Source organism: Pantoea sp. SM3640 (assembly GCF_015654165.1).
Lineage (GTDB): Bacteria > Pseudomonadota > Gammaproteobacteria > Enterobacterales > Enterobacteriaceae > Pantoea > Pantoea vagans.
Genome location: NZ_CP064872.1, coordinates 3,297,402 through 3,315,112, shown reverse-complemented (window position 1 = coordinate 3,315,112; position 17,711 = coordinate 3,297,402). Strand labels below are relative to the sequence as shown.

General features: G+C 47.6%; 17 protein-coding genes and 3 pseudogenes. 14 read left to right on the top strand and 6 right to left on the bottom strand.

Annotated elements, in window-relative coordinates; genetic code table 11:
- Positions 1–168 precede the first annotated feature (168 nt).
- From IV493_RS15425 to IV493_RS15405, 5 genes and pseudogenes are all read left to right on the top strand, one after another.
- On the top strand, positions 169–1,749 hold the full coding sequence (locus IV493_RS15425; RefSeq protein ID WP_195857398.1) for a type I restriction-modification system subunit M: 1,581 nt from the start codon (positions 169–171) through the stop codon (positions 1,747–1,749).
- Positions 1,746–2,999, top strand: coding sequence for a restriction endonuclease subunit S (locus IV493_RS15420; protein WP_195857397.1), 1,254 nt, complete (start codon positions 1,746–1,748; stop codon positions 2,997–2,999). Before IV493_RS15425 ends, IV493_RS15420 begins: the two co-directional genes overlap by 4 nt.
- 1 nt (position 3,000) lies before the next feature.
- Positions 3,001–4,170 (top strand): AAA family ATPase, encoded by a 1,170-nt coding sequence (locus tag IV493_RS15415; protein ID WP_195857396.1) that lies wholly within the window; start codon positions 3,001–3,003, stop codon positions 4,168–4,170.
- Positions 4,163–7,267, top strand: coding sequence for a type I restriction endonuclease subunit R (locus IV493_RS15410; RefSeq protein WP_195857395.1), 3,105 nt, complete (start codon positions 4,163–4,165; stop codon positions 7,265–7,267). Before IV493_RS15415 ends, IV493_RS15410 begins: the two co-directional genes overlap by 8 nt.
- Positions 7,268–7,784: 517 nt before the next feature.
- A pseudogene (locus tag IV493_RS15405) lies at positions 7,785–8,093 on the top strand (integrase core domain-containing protein); the annotation flags it as partial.
- Between the two features lie 125 nt (positions 8,094–8,218).
- Here the strand turns inward: IV493_RS15405 and IV493_RS18600 are convergent.
- Positions 8,219–8,287 (bottom strand): annotated as a pseudogene (locus IV493_RS18600) (hypothetical protein); the annotation flags it as partial.
- A gap of 517 nt (positions 8,288–8,804) precedes the next feature.
- Between IV493_RS18600 and IV493_RS18590 the strand changes: the two are divergent.
- A pseudogene (locus IV493_RS18590) lies at positions 8,805–8,915 on the top strand (type I restriction endonuclease subunit R); the annotation flags it as partial.
- Positions 8,916–9,170: 255 nt separating this feature from the next.
- Positions 9,171–9,500, top strand: a complete 330-nt coding sequence (gene symE, locus IV493_RS15400; protein ID WP_195857394.1) for an endoribonuclease SymE — start codon at positions 9,171–9,173, stop codon at positions 9,498–9,500.
- A gap of 376 nt (positions 9,501–9,876) precedes the next feature.
- Here symE and IV493_RS15395 read toward each other — a convergent pair whose 3' ends face one another.
- Both IV493_RS15395 and IV493_RS15390 read right to left on the bottom strand, forming a co-directional pair.
- Positions 9,877–10,149 carry a MarR family transcriptional regulator gene (locus tag IV493_RS15395; protein WP_195857393.1) on the bottom strand — a complete coding sequence of 91 codons (273 nt, stop codon included), beginning with the start codon at positions 10,147–10,149 and terminating at the stop codon, positions 9,877–9,879.
- Positions 10,146–11,192, bottom strand: coding sequence for a hypothetical protein (locus IV493_RS15390; RefSeq protein WP_195857392.1), 1,047 nt, complete (start codon positions 11,190–11,192; stop codon positions 10,146–10,148). Before IV493_RS15390 ends, IV493_RS15395 begins: the two co-directional genes overlap by 4 nt.
- A gap of 217 nt (positions 11,193–11,409) precedes the next feature.
- On the opposite strand from IV493_RS15390, the gene IV493_RS15385 reads away from it, so the two are divergent.
- The 7 genes from IV493_RS15385 to IV493_RS15355 all read left to right on the top strand — a co-directional run bounded on the left by IV493_RS15385 (position 11,410) and on the right by IV493_RS15355 (position 14,699).
- On the top strand, positions 11,410–11,670 hold the full coding sequence (locus IV493_RS15385; RefSeq protein WP_195857391.1) for a hypothetical protein: 261 nt from the start codon (positions 11,410–11,412) through the stop codon (positions 11,668–11,670).
- Positions 11,671–11,742: 72 nt separating this feature from the next.
- Entirely contained in the window at positions 11,743–12,099 is a 357-nt protein-coding gene (locus IV493_RS15380) for a putative T6SS immunity periplasmic lipoprotein (RefSeq protein WP_195857390.1), read from the top strand.
- 130 nt (positions 12,100–12,229) lie between these two features.
- Positions 12,230–12,655 (top strand): hypothetical protein, encoded by a 426-nt coding sequence (locus tag IV493_RS15375; RefSeq protein ID WP_195857389.1) that lies wholly within the window; start codon positions 12,230–12,232, stop codon positions 12,653–12,655.
- 18 nt (positions 12,656–12,673) lie between these two features.
- A complete protein-coding gene (locus IV493_RS15370) occupies positions 12,674–12,982 on the top strand; it encodes a contact-dependent growth inhibition system immunity protein (protein ID WP_195857388.1) in 309 nt (102 codons plus the stop codon).
- A 67-nt stretch (positions 12,983–13,049) separates the two neighbouring features.
- Positions 13,050–13,868, top strand: a complete 819-nt coding sequence (locus IV493_RS15365; RefSeq protein WP_230299976.1) for a CDP-diacylglycerol diphosphatase — start codon at positions 13,050–13,052, stop codon at positions 13,866–13,868.
- A gap of 303 nt (positions 13,869–14,171) precedes the next feature.
- Positions 14,172–14,420: a CopG family ribbon-helix-helix protein gene (locus IV493_RS15360; protein ID WP_013359986.1), complete on the top strand. Its 249-nt coding sequence runs from the start codon at positions 14,172–14,174 to the stop codon at positions 14,418–14,420.
- Positions 14,421–14,423: 3 nt separating this feature from the next.
- A complete protein-coding gene (locus IV493_RS15355; RefSeq protein ID WP_110331313.1) occupies positions 14,424–14,699 on the top strand; it encodes a type II toxin-antitoxin system RelE/ParE family toxin in 276 nt (91 codons plus the stop codon).
- A 129-nt stretch (positions 14,700–14,828) separates the two neighbouring features.
- Here IV493_RS15355 and IV493_RS15350 read toward each other — a convergent pair whose 3' ends face one another.
- From IV493_RS15350 to IV493_RS15340, 3 genes are all read right to left on the bottom strand, one after another.
- Positions 14,829–15,689: a ketose-bisphosphate aldolase gene (locus IV493_RS15350; protein ID WP_195857387.1), complete on the bottom strand. Its 861-nt coding sequence runs from the start codon at positions 15,687–15,689 to the stop codon at positions 14,829–14,831.
- Between the two features lie 5 nt (positions 15,690–15,694).
- A complete protein-coding gene (locus tag IV493_RS15345; protein WP_013359989.1) occupies positions 15,695–17,119 on the bottom strand; it encodes a PTS fructose transporter subunit IIC in 1,425 nt (474 codons plus the stop codon).
- A 107-nt stretch (positions 17,120–17,226) separates the two neighbouring features.
- A complete protein-coding gene (locus IV493_RS15340) occupies positions 17,227–17,700 on the bottom strand; it encodes a PTS sugar transporter subunit IIA (RefSeq protein ID WP_013359990.1) in 474 nt (157 codons plus the stop codon).
- Positions 17,701–17,711 lie beyond the last annotated feature (11 nt).

Sequence of the window (17,711 nt, the reverse complement as noted above, 5' to 3'; positions counted from 1 at the left end):
TGGCATAGCTATATACTTTTTGCCATATCGCCTGAATGGCATAGGCCTCATCAGGCTTAATGAGGATGGTAGCCCAAAGTTCGGCAGGGCCAGTTGTTCATTTAATTCGAACCAAACTTGAGCAAGACATTCAAGCATCAATTGAACGATTTTCAATAGGAAAACAGTATGACAAGTATTCAACAACGCGCCGCACTACAGCGCCAGATTTGGGCGATTGCCAACGAGGTACGTGGTGCTGTTGATGGTTGGGACTTTAAGCAGTATGTTTTGGGAGCCCTGTTTTATCGTTTTATCAGCGAGAACTTTACCACCTACATAGAAGCGGGTGATGACAGCATCAACTACGCAGAGCTGCCGGATAGCGTCATTACTCAGGAGATCAAAGAGGACGCGATCAAGACAAAGGGCTACTTCATTCGCCCTAGCGATCTCTTCGTGAACGTGGCTAAAAATGCTCATAGCAACGAGAGCTTGAATACTGATCTTGCCTACATATTTGCCGACATTGAGGCTTCAGCCAGCGGCTACCCCTCAGAGCGCGATATCAAGGGGCTGTTTGCCGACTTCGATACCACCAGCAACCGCTTGGGCAACACGGTAAAAGACAAAAATGCCCGTTTGGCCGCGGTACTTAAAGGCGTAGCCGGGCTGGATTTTGGTGACTTTACTGCGAGCCATATCGACCTGTTTGGTGATGCCTACGAGTTCCTTATCTCCAACTATGCTGCCAATGCCGGTAAGTCGGGTGGCGAGTTCTTCACCCCGCAGCATGTTTCTAAGCTGATCGCGCAGCTCGCCATGCACGGACAAACCAGCGTCAACAAGATTTATGATCCGGCCTGTGGCTCTGGCTCACTGTTGTTGCAAGCTAAAAAGCACTTTGATGCGCATGTCATCGAAGAGGGTTTTTTTGGCCAGGAGATCAACCACACCACTTACAACCTGGCGCGGATGAACATGTTCTTGCACAACATCAACTACGACAAGTTCAATATCCAGTTGGGTAATACCCTAACGGAGCCGCATTTTGGAGACGATAAGCCCTTTGATGCCATTGTCTCCAACCCGCCCTATTCGGTGAAATGGATAGGTTCAGACGACCCGACGCTGATCAACGACGAACGCTTCGCCCCTGCCGGAGTGCTTGCCCCCAAATCCAAGGCCGATTTTGCCTTTGTGCTGCACGCCTTGAGCTACCTTTCCAGCAAAGGCCGTGCCGCCATCGTCTGCTTCCCCGGCATCTTCTATCGCGGTGGGGCTGAGCAAAAGATTCGCCAATACCTGGTAGACAACAACTATGTGGAGACGGTGATTTCCCTCGCGCCCAACCTGTTCTACGGCACCACTATCGCGGTGAATATTCTGGTGCTGGCAAAAAACAAAACAGAGACCACCACCCAGTTCATCGACGCCAGCGGCCTGTTTAAGAAAGAAACCAATAACAACGTATTGACTGACAATGATGACGAGAAAAACCTAGGGCATATTCAGCAAATAATGAGGGTGTTTGCTAGCAAAGAGAACGTCGATCACTTTGCTAGGTCGGTACCTTACGAAGAAATAGCAAATGAAAAAGACTACAACCTGTCGGTGAGCAGCTACATCGAGGCGAAAGATACTCGTGAAGAGATGGATATTGCCCAGCTCAATGCCGAGCTGATAACTACCGTTGCCAGAATTGAGCAACTTCGTACCGAAATTGATGCGATAGTTGCAGAAATTGAAGGTGAGGGGACTAGAGCATGAGCGACATGAACTTCTTGGAAAAGTTGCTTGATGGGGTTGAGGTGGCTTGGAAGCCTATTGGAGAAGTGACTCTACGTACTAATAATATAAAGTGGTCGGATTCTACTCGCAGTTATCGATATATTGATCTAGCTTCTGTCAGCATTGAAACAAAAAAAATCACAGAGACATCAGTGGTTGCAGCTAACAATGCCCCCAGCCGGGCGCAGAAACTTGTTGAAAAAGACGATGTGATTTTTGCAACTACTCGTCCTACTCAAATGCGCTATTGCTTGATCGATGAAAAATACTCTGGCGAAGTTGCTAGCACTGGCTATTGTGTTTTACGAGTCAAAAAAGATGAAGTGTTACCTAAATGGATATTGCATTGGCTCTCCTCAAGAGAATTTAAAAAATACCTTGAAGAAAATCAAAGTGGCTCGGCATACCCAGCAATTTCTGATGCGAAGGTAAAAGAATTTCGGATCCCCATCCCCTACCCAGACAATCCCAAAAAATCGCTGGAAATCCAGATGAAAATCGTCCGAATTCTGGATACCTTTACCGAGCTTACCGCCGAGCTTACCGCCGAGCTTACCGCCCGCAAAAAACAATACAACTACTATCGCGAGCAGTTATTGAGCTTTGAGGAAGGTGGAGTCGAGTGGAAGGCATTAGGTGAGGTAGCGATCGTCCAGCGCGGTGCATCGCCTAGACCAATTGCAAAATATATTACTGATGATGAAAATGGCGTGCCTTGGATCAAGATTGGTGATACTTCGCATGGCTCAAAATACGTCAACCAGACAGCGCAGAAAATCACTCAGGAAGGTGCTCAAAAGTCACGTATCCTGAATAGTGGCGATTTCATTATCTCCAACTCAATGAGTTTTGGGCGTCCTTACATTCTGGGTATAAGAGGGGCTATTCATGACGGATGGGCTTCTATCAGTGGTTTTAACGGAACGCTAAATTCAGATTATCTGTATCACTACCTTTCATCGAATGGTGTGCAGAACTACTGGGCAGGGAAGATCAATAGTGGCTCAGTGAGCAACCTGAATGCAGATATTATTAAAGCTTTGCCTGTGCCTATCCCGGCACTTTCAGTGCAAAAGGAGATTGCGTCAATTCTCGACAATTTCGATATATTGACCAACTCTCTTAGCGAAGGTTTGCCACGTGAAATCAATCAGCGAAAAAAACAATACGAGTATTATCGCGATTTGTTGTTGAGCTTCCCAAAACCGGACTCGGAGGTAGCAGCCTGATATGAGCAAGACGCTAACGGAAATAGCCCAGCAGCTAAAAGAGACTGATAAGAAGGTACAGTTGATCTATGCCTTTAATGGTACGGGTAAAACACGCCTGTCTCGTGAATTTAAGGAGCTGGTTGCGCCTAAAAATGCTGGCGATGAGCAGGCTGACGAAGTAGGGTTATCACGAAATAAAATTCTTTATTACAACGCATTTACCGAAGATCTCTTCTATTGGGATAACGATTTACAGAGTGATTCCGAACCCAAGTTGAAGATTCAGACGAACTCTTTCACGGATTGGGTGCTGATTGAACAGGGTCAAGACCAAAATATCATCGCCAATTTCCAGCGTTACGCCAATGATAAGCTTACACCACGGTTTAACGAGGAATATAAGACCAAAAACAAAGATGAAAAAGAAGTTACAGTAAAAGCGTTTTCAGAAGTGACATTTTCCCTTGAGCGGGGGAATGATGATCACTTTGGTAATCTGAAAATATCCAAAGGTGAGCAAAGTAACTTTATCTGGAGTATCTTTTACACCCTGTTAGACCAAGTGATAACGATTCTCAATGTGGCCGAGCCTAGTGAACGCGAGTCGAATCAATTTGACCAGTTGAAATATGTGTTTATAGACGACCCGGTGAGCTCATTGGATGAAAATCACTTGATTGAGCTGGCTCTTGATCTGGCACAGCTAATAAGATCCAGCGAATCTGAGCTTAAATTCATTGTTTCCACGCACAACCCTTTATTTTATAACGTGCTTTACAATGAGGTTAAAGCCAAAGGTGGTTGCATTCTTAAACGCTTTGAAGATGGCACTTTTGAAATTGAAGATAAGAAAGGAGATAGCAATAAAAGCTTTTCTTACCATCTGTATATAAAGCGCCTCATTGAACAAGCCATCGAAAAGAACGAAGTTCAACGCTACCATTTTACTTTACTTCGTAACCTGTACGAAAAATCTGCTAACTTTCTAGGCTACCCTCAGTGGTCTGACTTATTGCCCGAAAACAAACATTCTTATTCAAGGCTGGTGATGAATTTTTATAGCCATCGCACATTGTCCAATGAAGAAGTGGCCGAGCCAACAGAGCCCGAGAAACAAACGGTAAAGCTGTTGCTTGAACACTTGAAAGATGAGTATGGTTTTTGGAAGCAGGAAGAACAACATGGTTGATTACACCAAGCCCATCGCCGAATCCAACAACTTTATCGTGTTGGATAAGTACAAGAAAGAATGGATGGCAGCTGAAAGCTACCAAAGCGAGAACGATCTGGAGCGGGAGCTAATCCAGGACTTAGTCAATCAGGGCTATGAGTTCCTGCTCAGTCTGAATACTCCTGAAGCCATGCTAGCCAATGTGCGAGTGCAATTGCAAACACTCAATAATGTGCAATTTGCTGATGGTGAATGGACGCGTTTTGTAGAAACCTACCTCGATAAGCCCAGCGATACCATTGTGGATAAGACCCGCAAAATTCACGATGACTTCATCTACGACTTCGTTTTCGATGATGGCCGCATCAAGAACATCTATCTGCTGGATAAGAAGAATATCGCCCGTAACAAGGTACAGGTGATCAAGCAGTTTGAACAAACCGGCAGCTATGCCAATCGCTACGATGTGACCATTCTAGTCAATGGCTTGCCTTTGGTGCAGATTGAACTGAAAAAACGTGGCGTTGCTATTCGAGAAGCCTTTAACCAGGTACACCGTTACAGCAAGGAGAGTTTTAACAGCGGGCATTCTCTCTATAAGTATTTGCAACTGTTTGTCATTTCTAACGGTACTGATAGTCGCTATTTTGCCAACACCACGGCACGCAATAAAAACAGCTTCGACTTCACCATGAACTGGGCGAAGGCAGATAACAACCTGATCAAGGATTTGAAGGACTTCACCGCTACCTTCTTTCAGAAGCATACCTTGCTAAATGTGTTGCTGCATTATTCAGTGTTTGACGTGAGTAACACTCTGTTGGTGATGCGCCCTTACCAGATTGCCGCCACTGAGCGCATCTTGTGGAAAATTAAAAGCGCCTTTGAGGCGAAAAACTGGAGCAAGCCGGAAAGCGGCGGCTTTATCTGGCACACCACAGGTTCTGGCAAGACCCTTACCAGTTTTAAGGTGGCGCGTTTGGCCACCGAGCTGGAGTTTATCGACAAGGTATTCTTCGTTGTGGACCGAAAGGATCTGGATTACCAGACTATGAAGGAGTACCAGCGCTTTTCGCCGGATAGCGTCAATGGCTCTGACAGTACCGCAGGCCTCAAGCGCAATCTGGATAAAGACGACAATAAGATCATCGTCACCACTATCCAGAAACTCAACAACCTGATGAAAAGCGAAGGTGATTTGCCCATCTACACCAAGCAAGTGGTCTTCATCTTTGATGAGTGCCACCGCAGCCAGTTTGGTGAAGCACAGAAGAACCTGAAGAAGAAGTTTAAACGCTTCTACCAGTTTGGTTTTACGGGTACGCCGATCTTTGCTGGAAAGAATGCTCTGGGCGCAGAAGATACAGCCAGCGTATTTGGCCGAGAGTTGCATTCGTATGTCATCACTGATGCCATTCGTGACGAAAAGGTACTGAAGTTTAAAGTGGACTACAACGATGTCCGCCCACAGTTCAAAGCCATCGAAACCGAGAAGGATGAGAAAAAACTCAGTGCCGCTGAAAACCAACAGGCCTTGTTGCACCCTGATCGTATCCGCGAAATTACCCAGTACATCCTGAACAATTTCCGGCAAAAAACGCATCGCCTACAAGCAAATGCCAAGGGTTTTAATGCCATGTTTGCGGTGAGCAGCGTGGATGCGGCCAAGCTTTATTATGAGTCGTTCAAGACGTTGCAAAAGCACAGCCATAACCCACTGAAAGTGGCCACCATCTTCTCGTTCACCGCCAATGAAGAACAGGATGCCGTGGGGGATATTCAGGATGAAAGCTTTGATGTTTCAGCTATGAATAGCAGCGCCAAAGAGTTTTTAAGCGCAGCTATTGCCGACTACAACGCGTTGTTCAAAACCAATTTCAGCGTAGACAGCAATGGCTTCCAGAATTATTACCGTGATTTGGCCAAACAGGTTAAAGCCAAAGAGATTGATCTGCTGATTGTGGTGGGCATGTTCCTTACCGGCTTTGATGCCCCGACGCTGAACACCCTGTTTGTGGATAAAAACTTGCGTTATCACGGCCTGATGCAAGCCTATTCGCGCACCAACCGTATTTACGACGCCACCAAGACATTTGGCAATATCGTTACCTTCCGTGATTTGGAACAAGCAACGGTGGATGCCATTACTCTGTTTGGTAACAACAACACCAAAAACGTAGTGCTGGAAAAGAGCTACCAGGAATACATGGAAGGCTTTACTGATGTGGTGACGGGTCAGGCGCGGCGCGGTTTTATGGATGTTGTCAGCGAGTTGGAGCAGCGCTTTGCTGATCCTGCCGCCATTGAAAAAGAAGCCGACAAAAAAGCCTTTGTTAAACTCTTTGGCGAGTACTTGCGTGTTGAGAATGTGCTACAAAACTACGACGAGTTTGCCAGCCTGAAAGCCCTGCAAAACGTAGATATGAACGATCCAGAAGCGATTGAGGCGTTTAAAGCCGAACACTATCTGGACGATGCAAAGCTGGCCGAGTTGCAGGCCATACGCCTGCCCGCCGAGCGCACGATCCAGGATTACCGTTCGACCTACAACGACATCCGCGATTGGCAGCGTCGGCAAAGATCGGCAGAGGACAAAGACAAATCCACCATCGACTGGGATGATGTAGTGTTCGAAGTAGATCTGCTGAAATCCCAAGAGATCAACCTCGATTACATTCTAGAGCTGATCTTTGAACACAACAAAAAAACCAGAAGCAAAGCCGATCTGGTTGATGAAGTGCGCCGGTTGATCCGTGCAAGCCTAGGTAACCGCGCTAAAGAGAGCTTGCTGGTTGATTTTATCAATCAAAACGATCTGGATCAGATTGGCGATAAAGCCAGCGTGATCGAGGCCTTCTTTGCTTTTGCCCAGATTGAGCAACAACGTGAAGCTGATGAACTGATCAGCTCTGAAAGTTTGAATGATGAGGCAACCAGACGCTATATCACCACCTCGCTTAAGCGTGAATTTGCCAGCGAAAATGGCACCGAGCTCAATTCCATCCTGCCAAAAATGAGCCCGCTTAATTCACAATATCTGCCGACAAAGCAACGTGTTTTCCAGAAGATCGCGGCGTTTGTCGAGAAGTTCAAAGGTGTGGGAGGGAAAGTCTGATAAACAAGCAAAGCCACCTTTATCGTCGGCTTATACTAAATTGATTGGTTAAATAGCCATCTAATCAGTGAACTCTCTGGGAACTCCAGAGAGTACAAATAACATGTTTTTTATTTGGTTAAACACGCCAACTTTTCTGGGAATCAAGGTGCATACATCGTTAAATTAACAACGGGTCGATGCCGCTTTTAAGCTTTCGGCCATAAGCATGCCGATGCCCATGTGAGGTCGTAAGGGGGGCGTCGTGTTTCGTAACACCTCCTGAAAACGTTAGGTTTAAAAATCTTCATTCTAACGATTGGTATCAGGCACATAGATCCATTCATGACAATCAGGGCACTGTTTTTGACCGTAGCAAGGGTGTCCACGTCAGGTACATCGCCAATTCGTGTTTGTCGCGTTGGTTCGCAGCATCCTGGGCCCCGCTGGTGATATGGGCGTATTGGCTAGGTATCCCGTTTTTCTCCGTCACATCAGTTAATGCAGCGAACATAGTCGCCCTTGACTGAAGTCATGGGATAACGGCCCGGAACTGATATCACTGGCTCTGGCGCAATGGGCTGAAGACCATGGTGTGATGCTGGAATTTATCAAGCCGGGTAAGCCGACACAGAACGCGTTTATTGAGAGGTTTAACAGGACGTACCGGACAGAAATACTGGATTTTTACCTGTTCAGAACGCTGAACGAAGCACGGGAAATCACAGAGCGCTGGCTGAATGAATACAAGAGTGAGTGGCCCCATGAATCCCTGAATAACCTGGCACCGGAAGAATACCGGCTGATGGCTGAGAAACCGGAAATCTCAAAAAGTGTGTGGAACTAAAGCTGTGGTACTTACAGTTTCAACTGCGGGTTAAATTTTCCCTTGGTGCTGGTTTTGTCTTTAATCTAAAAAATGCCAGTCTTCACGTTGCTTGTTCCAGCATTAAACATGTATTTGCTGACTTTTTAGCCTTTGAAAGAAACTGCCAGAGATTTAGTTTGTGATTCTGCGCAGCCTGCAAGCAGTCCCAAAAAGGTGATGACCTTAGTCATAGAGCCGCATATCACAAAAAATCATGAGATATTGTAATGCCTTGTATCCTTGTTTATTTGTCCCAACAACTGATGACCTTACTCTAATATGCGATAACGTGGTCTCGATGAGCTTTCGTTATAAACAGCATCGACTATCCCCTCATTCATCAGGTTGGTTACTATGTTTGCAACTTTGCTAAACCCTGTAATACTCTTGGTAGCAAGAGTGCAATCCAGTATCATCCATGTCCGGTTTATGTCTTTTTCTTCAATGATTTTCAATACATTAAATTTGGTATTCATTATCTTCATTTCAGTGCATCCGGGTGGAATAAATCACCGTCTTTGAGTTTTAAATCTTTAAGCGTTGCCGTATGGGCATTGTTCCATATATTATAACCTGCAACACCATCTGGTTCGACTGCTTCCCATCACAGGTTAAAGTAACGCTTATATTCACGAAATTCATGGGAGTAGGAGTTTGAATCTCCCTTTCAGAGGAGCATCTCTCCTTTTTCACGTAGAACAACTCTTAGCCTAAGCCGACACTATAAAAAAACAGGTCAACAACACGCTTTCACTCGTCAACAACCTGACTCAACCCATCCTGGCGAAAGCATTCCGGGGTCCAAGAAAAAACCTCGAGTAAAAAACCTTTATTGTTTTTTTTGCGCCCCTAACTGGTGTGCTGCTTATTATTTTATGCCAGATAAAATTTAATATTTATATTAAAATGATTTTATAAAGAGCTTATTTAAACCTGTTTTACACTGGACTTAAGCTCTCTTTCCTGATGATATATACAGGTATTTAGCGCGGCGCGGATGTGCTGCAACACACCCGCGCCGCTAATCACAATCACTATTGAAAAGGAATAGTAATCATGACTGACGCCCATTCTATTGCACAACCGTCTGAACCAGAAGTCTCCCCGGCAAATAACCGTCAATTAACGGTTGGCTACGCGAGTCGCTATCCGGATTACAGCCGGATTCCTGCCATCACCATGAAAGGGCAATGGTTGGAAGCAGCCGGTTTTGCCACAGGCACAGCAGTAGATATAAAGGTAATGGAAGGTTGTATTGTACTCACCGCCCGGCAGGAGAGTGAACTGATGCAGTCGCTGCGCCAGGTGTGCAAACTCTCGGCGCGGAAACAAAAGCAGGTGCAGGAGTTTATTCAGGTTATATCGGGTAAACAGAAAATCGTCTGAATGAAAAGCCGCTCCCGATATTGCTTCGGGAGCGGTTAACTATCAGGTCGCGATCACTTCCACCATCTCATCTGCTTTCCTGCTCTTTTCACTGTTCGCCATGTTCCCATGCTTGCAGCCCAGCGCCTTATTACCTTGCCGAGAAAAGTTATCACTGACGTAGAGATCATTTCGTTTTGATACAAAGTTAATGCGCCAGTAGCAAGTTTCTTAATCGAAGTGAACCTTCCTTGTCTGATCATCCTCCAAGATTATCGTCAACTTATGCATGATGATGTGGAAGATTAGCTGGCGCACAGACCACCTTCCGTTTGAAGGATCAATAGGCGTTACGGCGGGGTTTTACTTTAATCATGGAGTCGCGTGCCGCAAAAAATCATGAGATATCGTAATTTTTGGTATCCCTGGTCATTTGTCCCAACAACTGATGACCTTGCTCTGATACGCGATAACGTGGTTTCGATGAGCTTTCGTTATGAACAGCATCGACCATCCCTTCATTCATCAGGTTGGTTACTATGTTCGCGACATTGCTAAACCCTGGAATATCCCTTGTAGCAAGAGTGCGATCCAGTATCATCCATGTCCAGTCTATGTCTTTTTCTGCCATGACTTTCAATACATTAAATTCTGTATTCGTTATTTTCATTTCAGTGCATCCGGGTGGAATAAATCACCGTCTTTGAGTTTAAAATCTTCCAGTGTTGCCGTATGGGCATTGTTCCACATATCATAACCTGCAACACCGTCTGGTTCACCTGCTTCCCATCCCAGGTTACAGTAACGCTGATATTCCCGACATTCATGAGTGTAGTAGTTTAAATCCACTTGCTCAGGGGGCATTTCTCCTTTTGCGATGTTTTTCAGCCTGCCTACCATTACGTCATTTGCCGGGTCGTGGTCGAAACGAGATATATGTTTCTCAACGGTTGCGATCCCTTCATGAGTTATATTAACGCCATCCGTTGTCAGGTTTTCAATCGGCCCACCGGCTTTTTCAGGATCAAACTCTCTTCCAGAGGCAGCGCCTCTGGCCCCAAAATGCTCAAGTTCCTCTATTTCAGGAAAACGCATTCTTCCCATTGTCAGCCCGGCGGCAATAGATGCACCTGCAATCAGCAGACCTTTGTTATCCACTACCTGATTGTAACCCGCTGGCGCATCCCCGCCGAGTTGCTCTGCTGTCTTCCTGAATCCATCTATGTTGCCGTTATAAACGCCTCCCGCGGCCAAAAGCCTGCCCGCTGATTTGCTGTTGATGGTTTTTGCTGCTTGAGCGTGTTGCACGGGCGCTGACGGGTGAAGGTAGTAAACCGGGCGTTTTAGTTGCTTTGATATGAGATAGCTCAGGCGGGAGTGAAGGAACAAGGGCAGATCATTTCGGAGGTTTCCGGAGGAGGTCAGCACACCCATTAAGGCATTGCCGCTCATGTTTGTTTTCAGCAGAACAACCTTTCCGGATTTGATGTCGTCCAGTGTGTCACGATATGACATCCAGGGGCGTTGCCAGTGAAACTGGTGATACCGGCTGACAAAATAGCTGTAGCCCTGAGGTAAATTCCACTCCTGGATGTTTCGGTTTGGTAGGGTGGTATCCGCTAGATCTCGTGCCGCATAGTCCGGGTGGATTATGTGAGGAATGTCCTCGAGGTATATATTGTCCAGTGACTTTGCCTGATAGTGATGAAGCATAATGTCCCTTTAGCGCCATCGTCGCGCATCGATTTTAAGCTAATCGATGTTGAACAAAATTTAAGCCTACCCTTCGGCCTAAGAAAGGGAAAGTGTGGGATGATCGCTAAGCGACACAAAATTGATTTCATCGCGATTCGGCAGGCTTTACTCTCTACACCACAGGTAAAATTACCTAATGAGCTGATGTCTTATGGAACAATTGAGGTGGTTTTAAATGGAAGCAAAACGTGTCCCTGCGGGATTTAGAATTCTTATCGCCGTGTCCTTGTTCGTCGTTAGCTTTTTACTGGCAAGGCCATCAGATCCATCGACAGAAAGGGAGCAGCAGTTCTGGACAGAGTTAGCAAAGCTATTTAATCAGCGTGATATCGAGGGTTTTGTGGGGATAGCGTTAATAGTCATCTGTACAGTGGTAACGCTCATCGGTTATCAGATTATAATCAGAACGATTGAGAAGAAAATTAATAATAAATAAATTTATAACGAGTAAAGTAGTTTGTGTTCCCTCGCTTTATCAGAAAATCGTAACAGGGAAGGGTCGTTAATCATGAAAAACAAGATGATGTTGGGTGTCGTATTTCTCTTGACGGGATGCCCTGGGCCTGGCGACCGAATGGTGGATCGCGAATCTACAACGGCATTTATCAAAGACAAGCAAGTATGTGTGGTGTCGCCACTGGAGCCACAAGAAAGGATTACTGCCATTCAAATCAACAGCACTAAAAGCAACTACCTTCACAAGGTTTTTTATGACAAACCTATTTATGTTCCAATAGGTGAGTGCCTTCCTGTGTTCGGATTTAAGTTCACAACGGGAGAGCGTTACTATTTCGCCTATGATATTCAATCTGATAAATCAATGTCGCATTTAGTCACTGCTGAATTTTCTTATCCAAAAGAATAGGGGGCATAATGGCCCTTTGATTCTCATAAACGCACGCATGTCATTAGGCCCGGCTTAACGACTTCACATCTGTGGTAGTTAAGGTAGTGACCAATGATGGGTCATCACTCTCATTCATAGGGACGAAGCAATGAAAAACCTGTTTAAGTGGCCCGCACTTGTGGCTGCCACCCTCCTTATTCTCATTGGCTTGTTTGTCTGGTTTGTTGCATCGGGCTCTGATGAGGCGACTGTTTATAAAGAAAATGATTTCTTTAACTACCATATGCTGACAGACCCGGATATTGAAAATGCCCCGCGTATAACGGACAACTACTACTTCGAATCGCACCCTGGTGACGGTTACTCACCTTCAAATAGTATTATATTCAAGGGAACTACAGATACGGCTTCACTACACGCTTATCTCGAAAAGCTGGGATACGAGAAGCAAAGACGCAGTTTGGGTGAGAAGGAGATATGGGCAAAGCCTGGTCAGCTGGATGGGGAACTGTTTTATCTGTACGTTAACCCTACTACCCGTGAGATTGAGCTGACTAAGATTCTGAATAACTGAGGTTCCCTGGCTACAATTATGAAAAACATTAACATAGCCGGACTGGATAGCATTATTGCCATCTATTTTGGACAGGATTATAACCTGTTCGGTAGTGGTGAAAGTGTTGATGCCCAAATCAACGCATGGATTGCAGATTCCACCACTGCTTCCCGACATGGCTTGATTGGTGACATTGAGCAGTTTATGAGAGAGTGTGACAACCTGGAGGAGGACTTTGAAAACCGCTATGGCGCGGAATTTTCTACAGACTTATGGGAAACTACGCCTGCAGAATTCCTGAATCTTTTGAAGCAAAAGGTTAGTGCATCTCTTTCTCAAGGCTGAATGCTGATTTCTCATTCGGATAAACACTCCCCCAATATGAACCCTTGTTGATGAGGTTGTACCTGCATTGAGTTGCCTGATCGGACGCAATCCACTGAACCGGAAATCATTGTGGCCATGCCGGTCTCTGCCGCTGGTCATCGCGCTGCTGCTCACAGGATGCGCCCGCTCTGACGCGCTGTGGACGGTCACGCATGACCTCTGCATGAATAACTATCACTACCGTCGCGATCCGGCACCCTGCCAGCAAGTCTATCTGCCGCAGGACAACACACAGGGCTACAGCATTATCCAGAATCCTCGACATAAGCTGCACTTTATTCTGGTGCCCACGGTGGCGATGTCCGGCATTGAGAGCATTGCGTTGTCGCGCCCCGGACGTCCCGATTATTTCGGCTACGCCTGGTTAATGCGCTATCGTCTGATGGCGGCCTATGGTGCTGAAGTACCTGAGGATCGGCTCGGCATGGCGCTGAATTCCGCTTATGGCCGCAGCCAGAATCAACTGCACATTCATCTGACCTGCCTGCGGGAGGATGTGTATCGCCAGCTTCAGGCCGAGCGCTCCTTTATTCATAATGACTGGCGACCCTTGCCCGACCGTTTGCTGAATCACACCTACTATGCCCGTCGCGTTTTGCAGCCGACGGCGATGGATATCTATCCTGTTTCCTCCGTGGCGCGCCATTTCCATCTGTCGCCGCCGCAGCTGGCAGAGTCTGGGGTGGCGCTTATCCCGGCGACGTTTTCGGGAGAAAAAGGGTTTATCCTGCTAACCACCCGGCGCGGCTGGGATAAGGGTAACCGGGCGTCTGTTGAGTCGCTACTGGATAAACGCTGCGCTATTCTTTCAGCGCCGCCAGCTGACGTTTCAGCCGCGGAGTAACTAAACCTCATCCCCCGGAATCCTCTTCCGACCCAGCCACTCTGGTGTAATCAAACCCTCTGATAGCACGAACCTGCTGACGAAGACGATCGCCCGAGCATCGGTTTCGTAAACAATGAATCAGGTTCGTATCTGCCGGTATAGTAAGGTCTTGTAGTGGTTTGTCAGACCCGTCAATAGGTGACTTTAAGGGCAAAACCAACCTCAGGATGCTGCCCATAAAATGCGATCCGATGTTTTTATAAACAAACGCATGCTAGACTTAATAGAAGTTATTAACTGTTATTAATCGAGGTGTTCCCTATGGGTTCTCTTACAAAACAGACCATTAGCGCACAGATACCTGTCGAGTTGGCTAATGCTGTAGAAAATCTGGCTGTTGAGCTGGATCGTTCTAAAAGCTGGATCATCAAGGAAGCGTTGACCACTATGCTGGCTGAAAGGGAACGGCGTCATCAGAGCATTCAGGCTGGCCTTGCCGATGTGGATGCCGGGCGTGTAGTAAGTCACTCGGACCTTGTTGAATTTGGTAATCGTTTAAAGAAAAGCTGATAAATGGAAATTTACTGGACGCTTAAAGCTCAGGATGACTTGGAACGCATCTACCGTTTTGCTCTTCAGTACAGCCGCCAGCATGCTAATGATGTCTTAGACCGCCTGATAACCGGCAGTGCTGGCCTTAAGGCGCACCCAGCAATCGGCATTAAGCAGGTTCGATATGAACCTCGGGAAGTTCGAAAGGTGATACTGGATGACTACGAGATTCACTACGAACTCCGTGATAACGCCATCTATATTGTGGATTTCTGGCATACAAAAGAAGAGCGATGAGCACGTTGATAGCTGTTGCCGACTCGCCTGAAACGTATTTTAAAGCTCATCTATTAAATCCAAAAAAGACACCGTTCCATCAGTGCCTTTCCCAATCTCAACTCGCAGCCCATCGACCACCAAAACCCCTTACCGATACAGCGCCGCTTTCCCCACCGAACTAAACAGCGCCATCTTCGCCGCGACCACTTCACTTGCCGCCTGCATCGGTTTAACAAACAGAGCATTAGGCTCGTGTCCGCCCTGTTTCAGCTCCTGTTCCAGCGCCACGAAGAACGCTTTCTTCATGTCGCTGGAAATATTGATTTTACCCACGCCGTAACGGATCGACTCCGCGACCTCACTGTCTTTATTTCCCGAACCGCCATGCAACACCAGCGGGATATCCACCACCTTACGGATCTGCTGCAGGCGCTCGATATCCAGCTTCGGTTGCTTCCCTTTGGGGTAGAGGCCATGCGAGGTGCCGATAGCGACGGCCAGCGTGTCGGTGCCGGTCTCGCGCACAAAAGTCTCGGCCTGCTGTGCATCGGTATAGAGAATCTCGTTACTGCCGCCTTCGCCGCTGCCTTCTGCCACACCGATGGTGCCCAGCTCCGCTTCCACAGAGACATTAATCGTGTGCGCTATCTCGACAATCTTCTTCGTCAGTGCAATGTTCTGCTCAAAAGGGTGAGATGAGGCGTCAATCATCACCGAGGTAAAACCGGCGTAGATCGCCTTCATCACCTCTTCCAGAGAGCGGCCATGGTCCAGATGGATCACCACCGGCACACGCGCCTGAATCGCCAGCGTCCGCAGATAGCCGATAAATTCCGGGCCGGTAAACGCCATCTCTTCAGGATGGATCTCCAGAATCAGCGGGGAATCCAGTCGCTCGGCTGTCTCAACCGCCACGCGGCCAAACTCCGCACTGGCGATGTTAAACGCGCCCACACCAAACTGATGACGCTGGGCAACGCTGAGCAGATCTTTCATGTTGTAAAGCATAGGTTTTATCCTTGTTTTGCAGGAACGGAGATATCTTTTTTCAGGAACAACAGGATGAGCGCCGTCAGTAAACTGCCTGCGGCAATCGCAAACAGATAACCCATGACATTGCTGATCACGTTGGGAATGAAGATGACGAAAATGCCGCCGTGCGGCGCGCGGGAAGCACAGCCCAGCATCATTGACAGGGCGCCCGCTAAACCGGAACCCGCCACAATGGCCGGGATGACGCGCAGCGGATCGGCGACCGCAAAAGGGATAGCGCCTTCGGTAATGAAGGAGAGGCCGAGGATGTAGGTGACTTTGCCAGTCTCACGCTCCTGCTCGGTAAATTTGCGGCGGAAGAGGGTGGTCGCCAGCGCGATGCCCAGCGGCGGCACCATGCCCGCCGCCATACAGGCCGCAATCGGTCCATAAATGCCGCTCGACATCAGGCCGATCGCAAACATGCAGACGGTTTTATTCAGCGGGCCGCCCATATCAAAGGCCACCATCATGCCGAACAGCAGGCCGAGGATGGCTGCGTTGGTGTTACCCAGTGAACTGAGGAAGGCGGTCAGCCAGCCGAGCAGCATTTTGATGGGCTCGCCAATCAGCAGCACCATCAGTGCGCCGGTCAGCAGCACGCTCAGCAGCGGCACGATTAAAATAGGTTTTAACCCGGCGACCGCTTTGGGCAGATGAATATGGTTGGTGATGAGTAGCGTGATATATCCGGCCAGAAAGCCGGCAATTAGCGCGCCAAGGAAGCCGGAGCCGGTGTGGATCGCCATCATTCCGCCCACCGCGCCTGCCACGATGCCCGCTTTGCCGCTGATGGACTGGCTGATCCCCAGCGCAAGAATCGGCAGCATCAGGGCAAAGGCCGAACCGCCGCCGATGTCAGAGAGCATCTTCGCTATCGGGCTGAAATTAGCGTCCCCTGGTGTGGCCGCCGTAATCCCGAATGAAAAGCTCAGGGCGATCAGAATGCCGCCAGCCACTACAAACGGGATCATCAGGTTCACACCGGTGATCAGGTGCACATAAAACTCTGAGATCCAGGAACGGGAACCTGACGCCTCGCGCGCGCTGTTAGCCGGTTCAGACGTATTGTTCTGAGGGGCGGAATCGACCAGCCTGGGCGCCAATTCTCCGTTCACAATGGCGCTGAGTAATCCTTCAGCGTCTTTCGCGGCACGGGTGACGGGGACCTCGATCACGTTTTTGTGCTGGAAGCGCGCCATCTCAACTTTCTTATCTGCGGCGATTAACACCACGTCGGCCTGATGAATATCGTCGTCGCTGAAAATATATTCGCTCTCAATCGCGCCCTGGGTTTCAACTAATACATTCAGGCCCAGTTTTTTAGCCGCTTTTTTTAAATTACTTTCGGCAAGGTAGGTGTGGGCGACACCTGTAGGACAGGCGGTAATGGCAATGATGTTCATAAACGTTCTCCAGTGAAAATTTTATATTTATGTTTTTCGGTCTGAAGGGATGGCTACAACCTGGAATACCTCCTTAATCTTTTATTTCATAAATAGCTTCGGTTTATTCAGGCCCCCGATCGGGATAGCAGTAAATGAAACATCTCTTCGCGGTGTTCCACATTCAGTAATTGTTCGACCACATCTTCATCACCTAGCGCGATGGATATTCTGGCGAGCATTTTGATATGGCCGACATCTTTATCAGACTCTTTCACTGCGAAAAGAATAACCAGCCGGACTTTGGTGCCGTCAATAGTCTCCCAGGGAATATCCTGGCGTAAACGCCCGACGGCAATCCGGGTTTTGGCCACGGCAGCAGATTTGCCATGCGGAATAGCAATGTGATTTTCAAAACCTGTTGAGCCTAATTCCTCACGCAGATACACATCGTTCAGAAACGCAGCTTTATCAGTGACCGCGCCGCTCTGGCAGAGCAGGTCAGTCAGCTGAGAAATAATCTGTTCTTTTGTCTGGCAGTCGACATCGAGAATAATACATTCTTCTTTCAGGACTTCATTAATAGCTACAGCTGTCGTCATGTTGCTTCTCC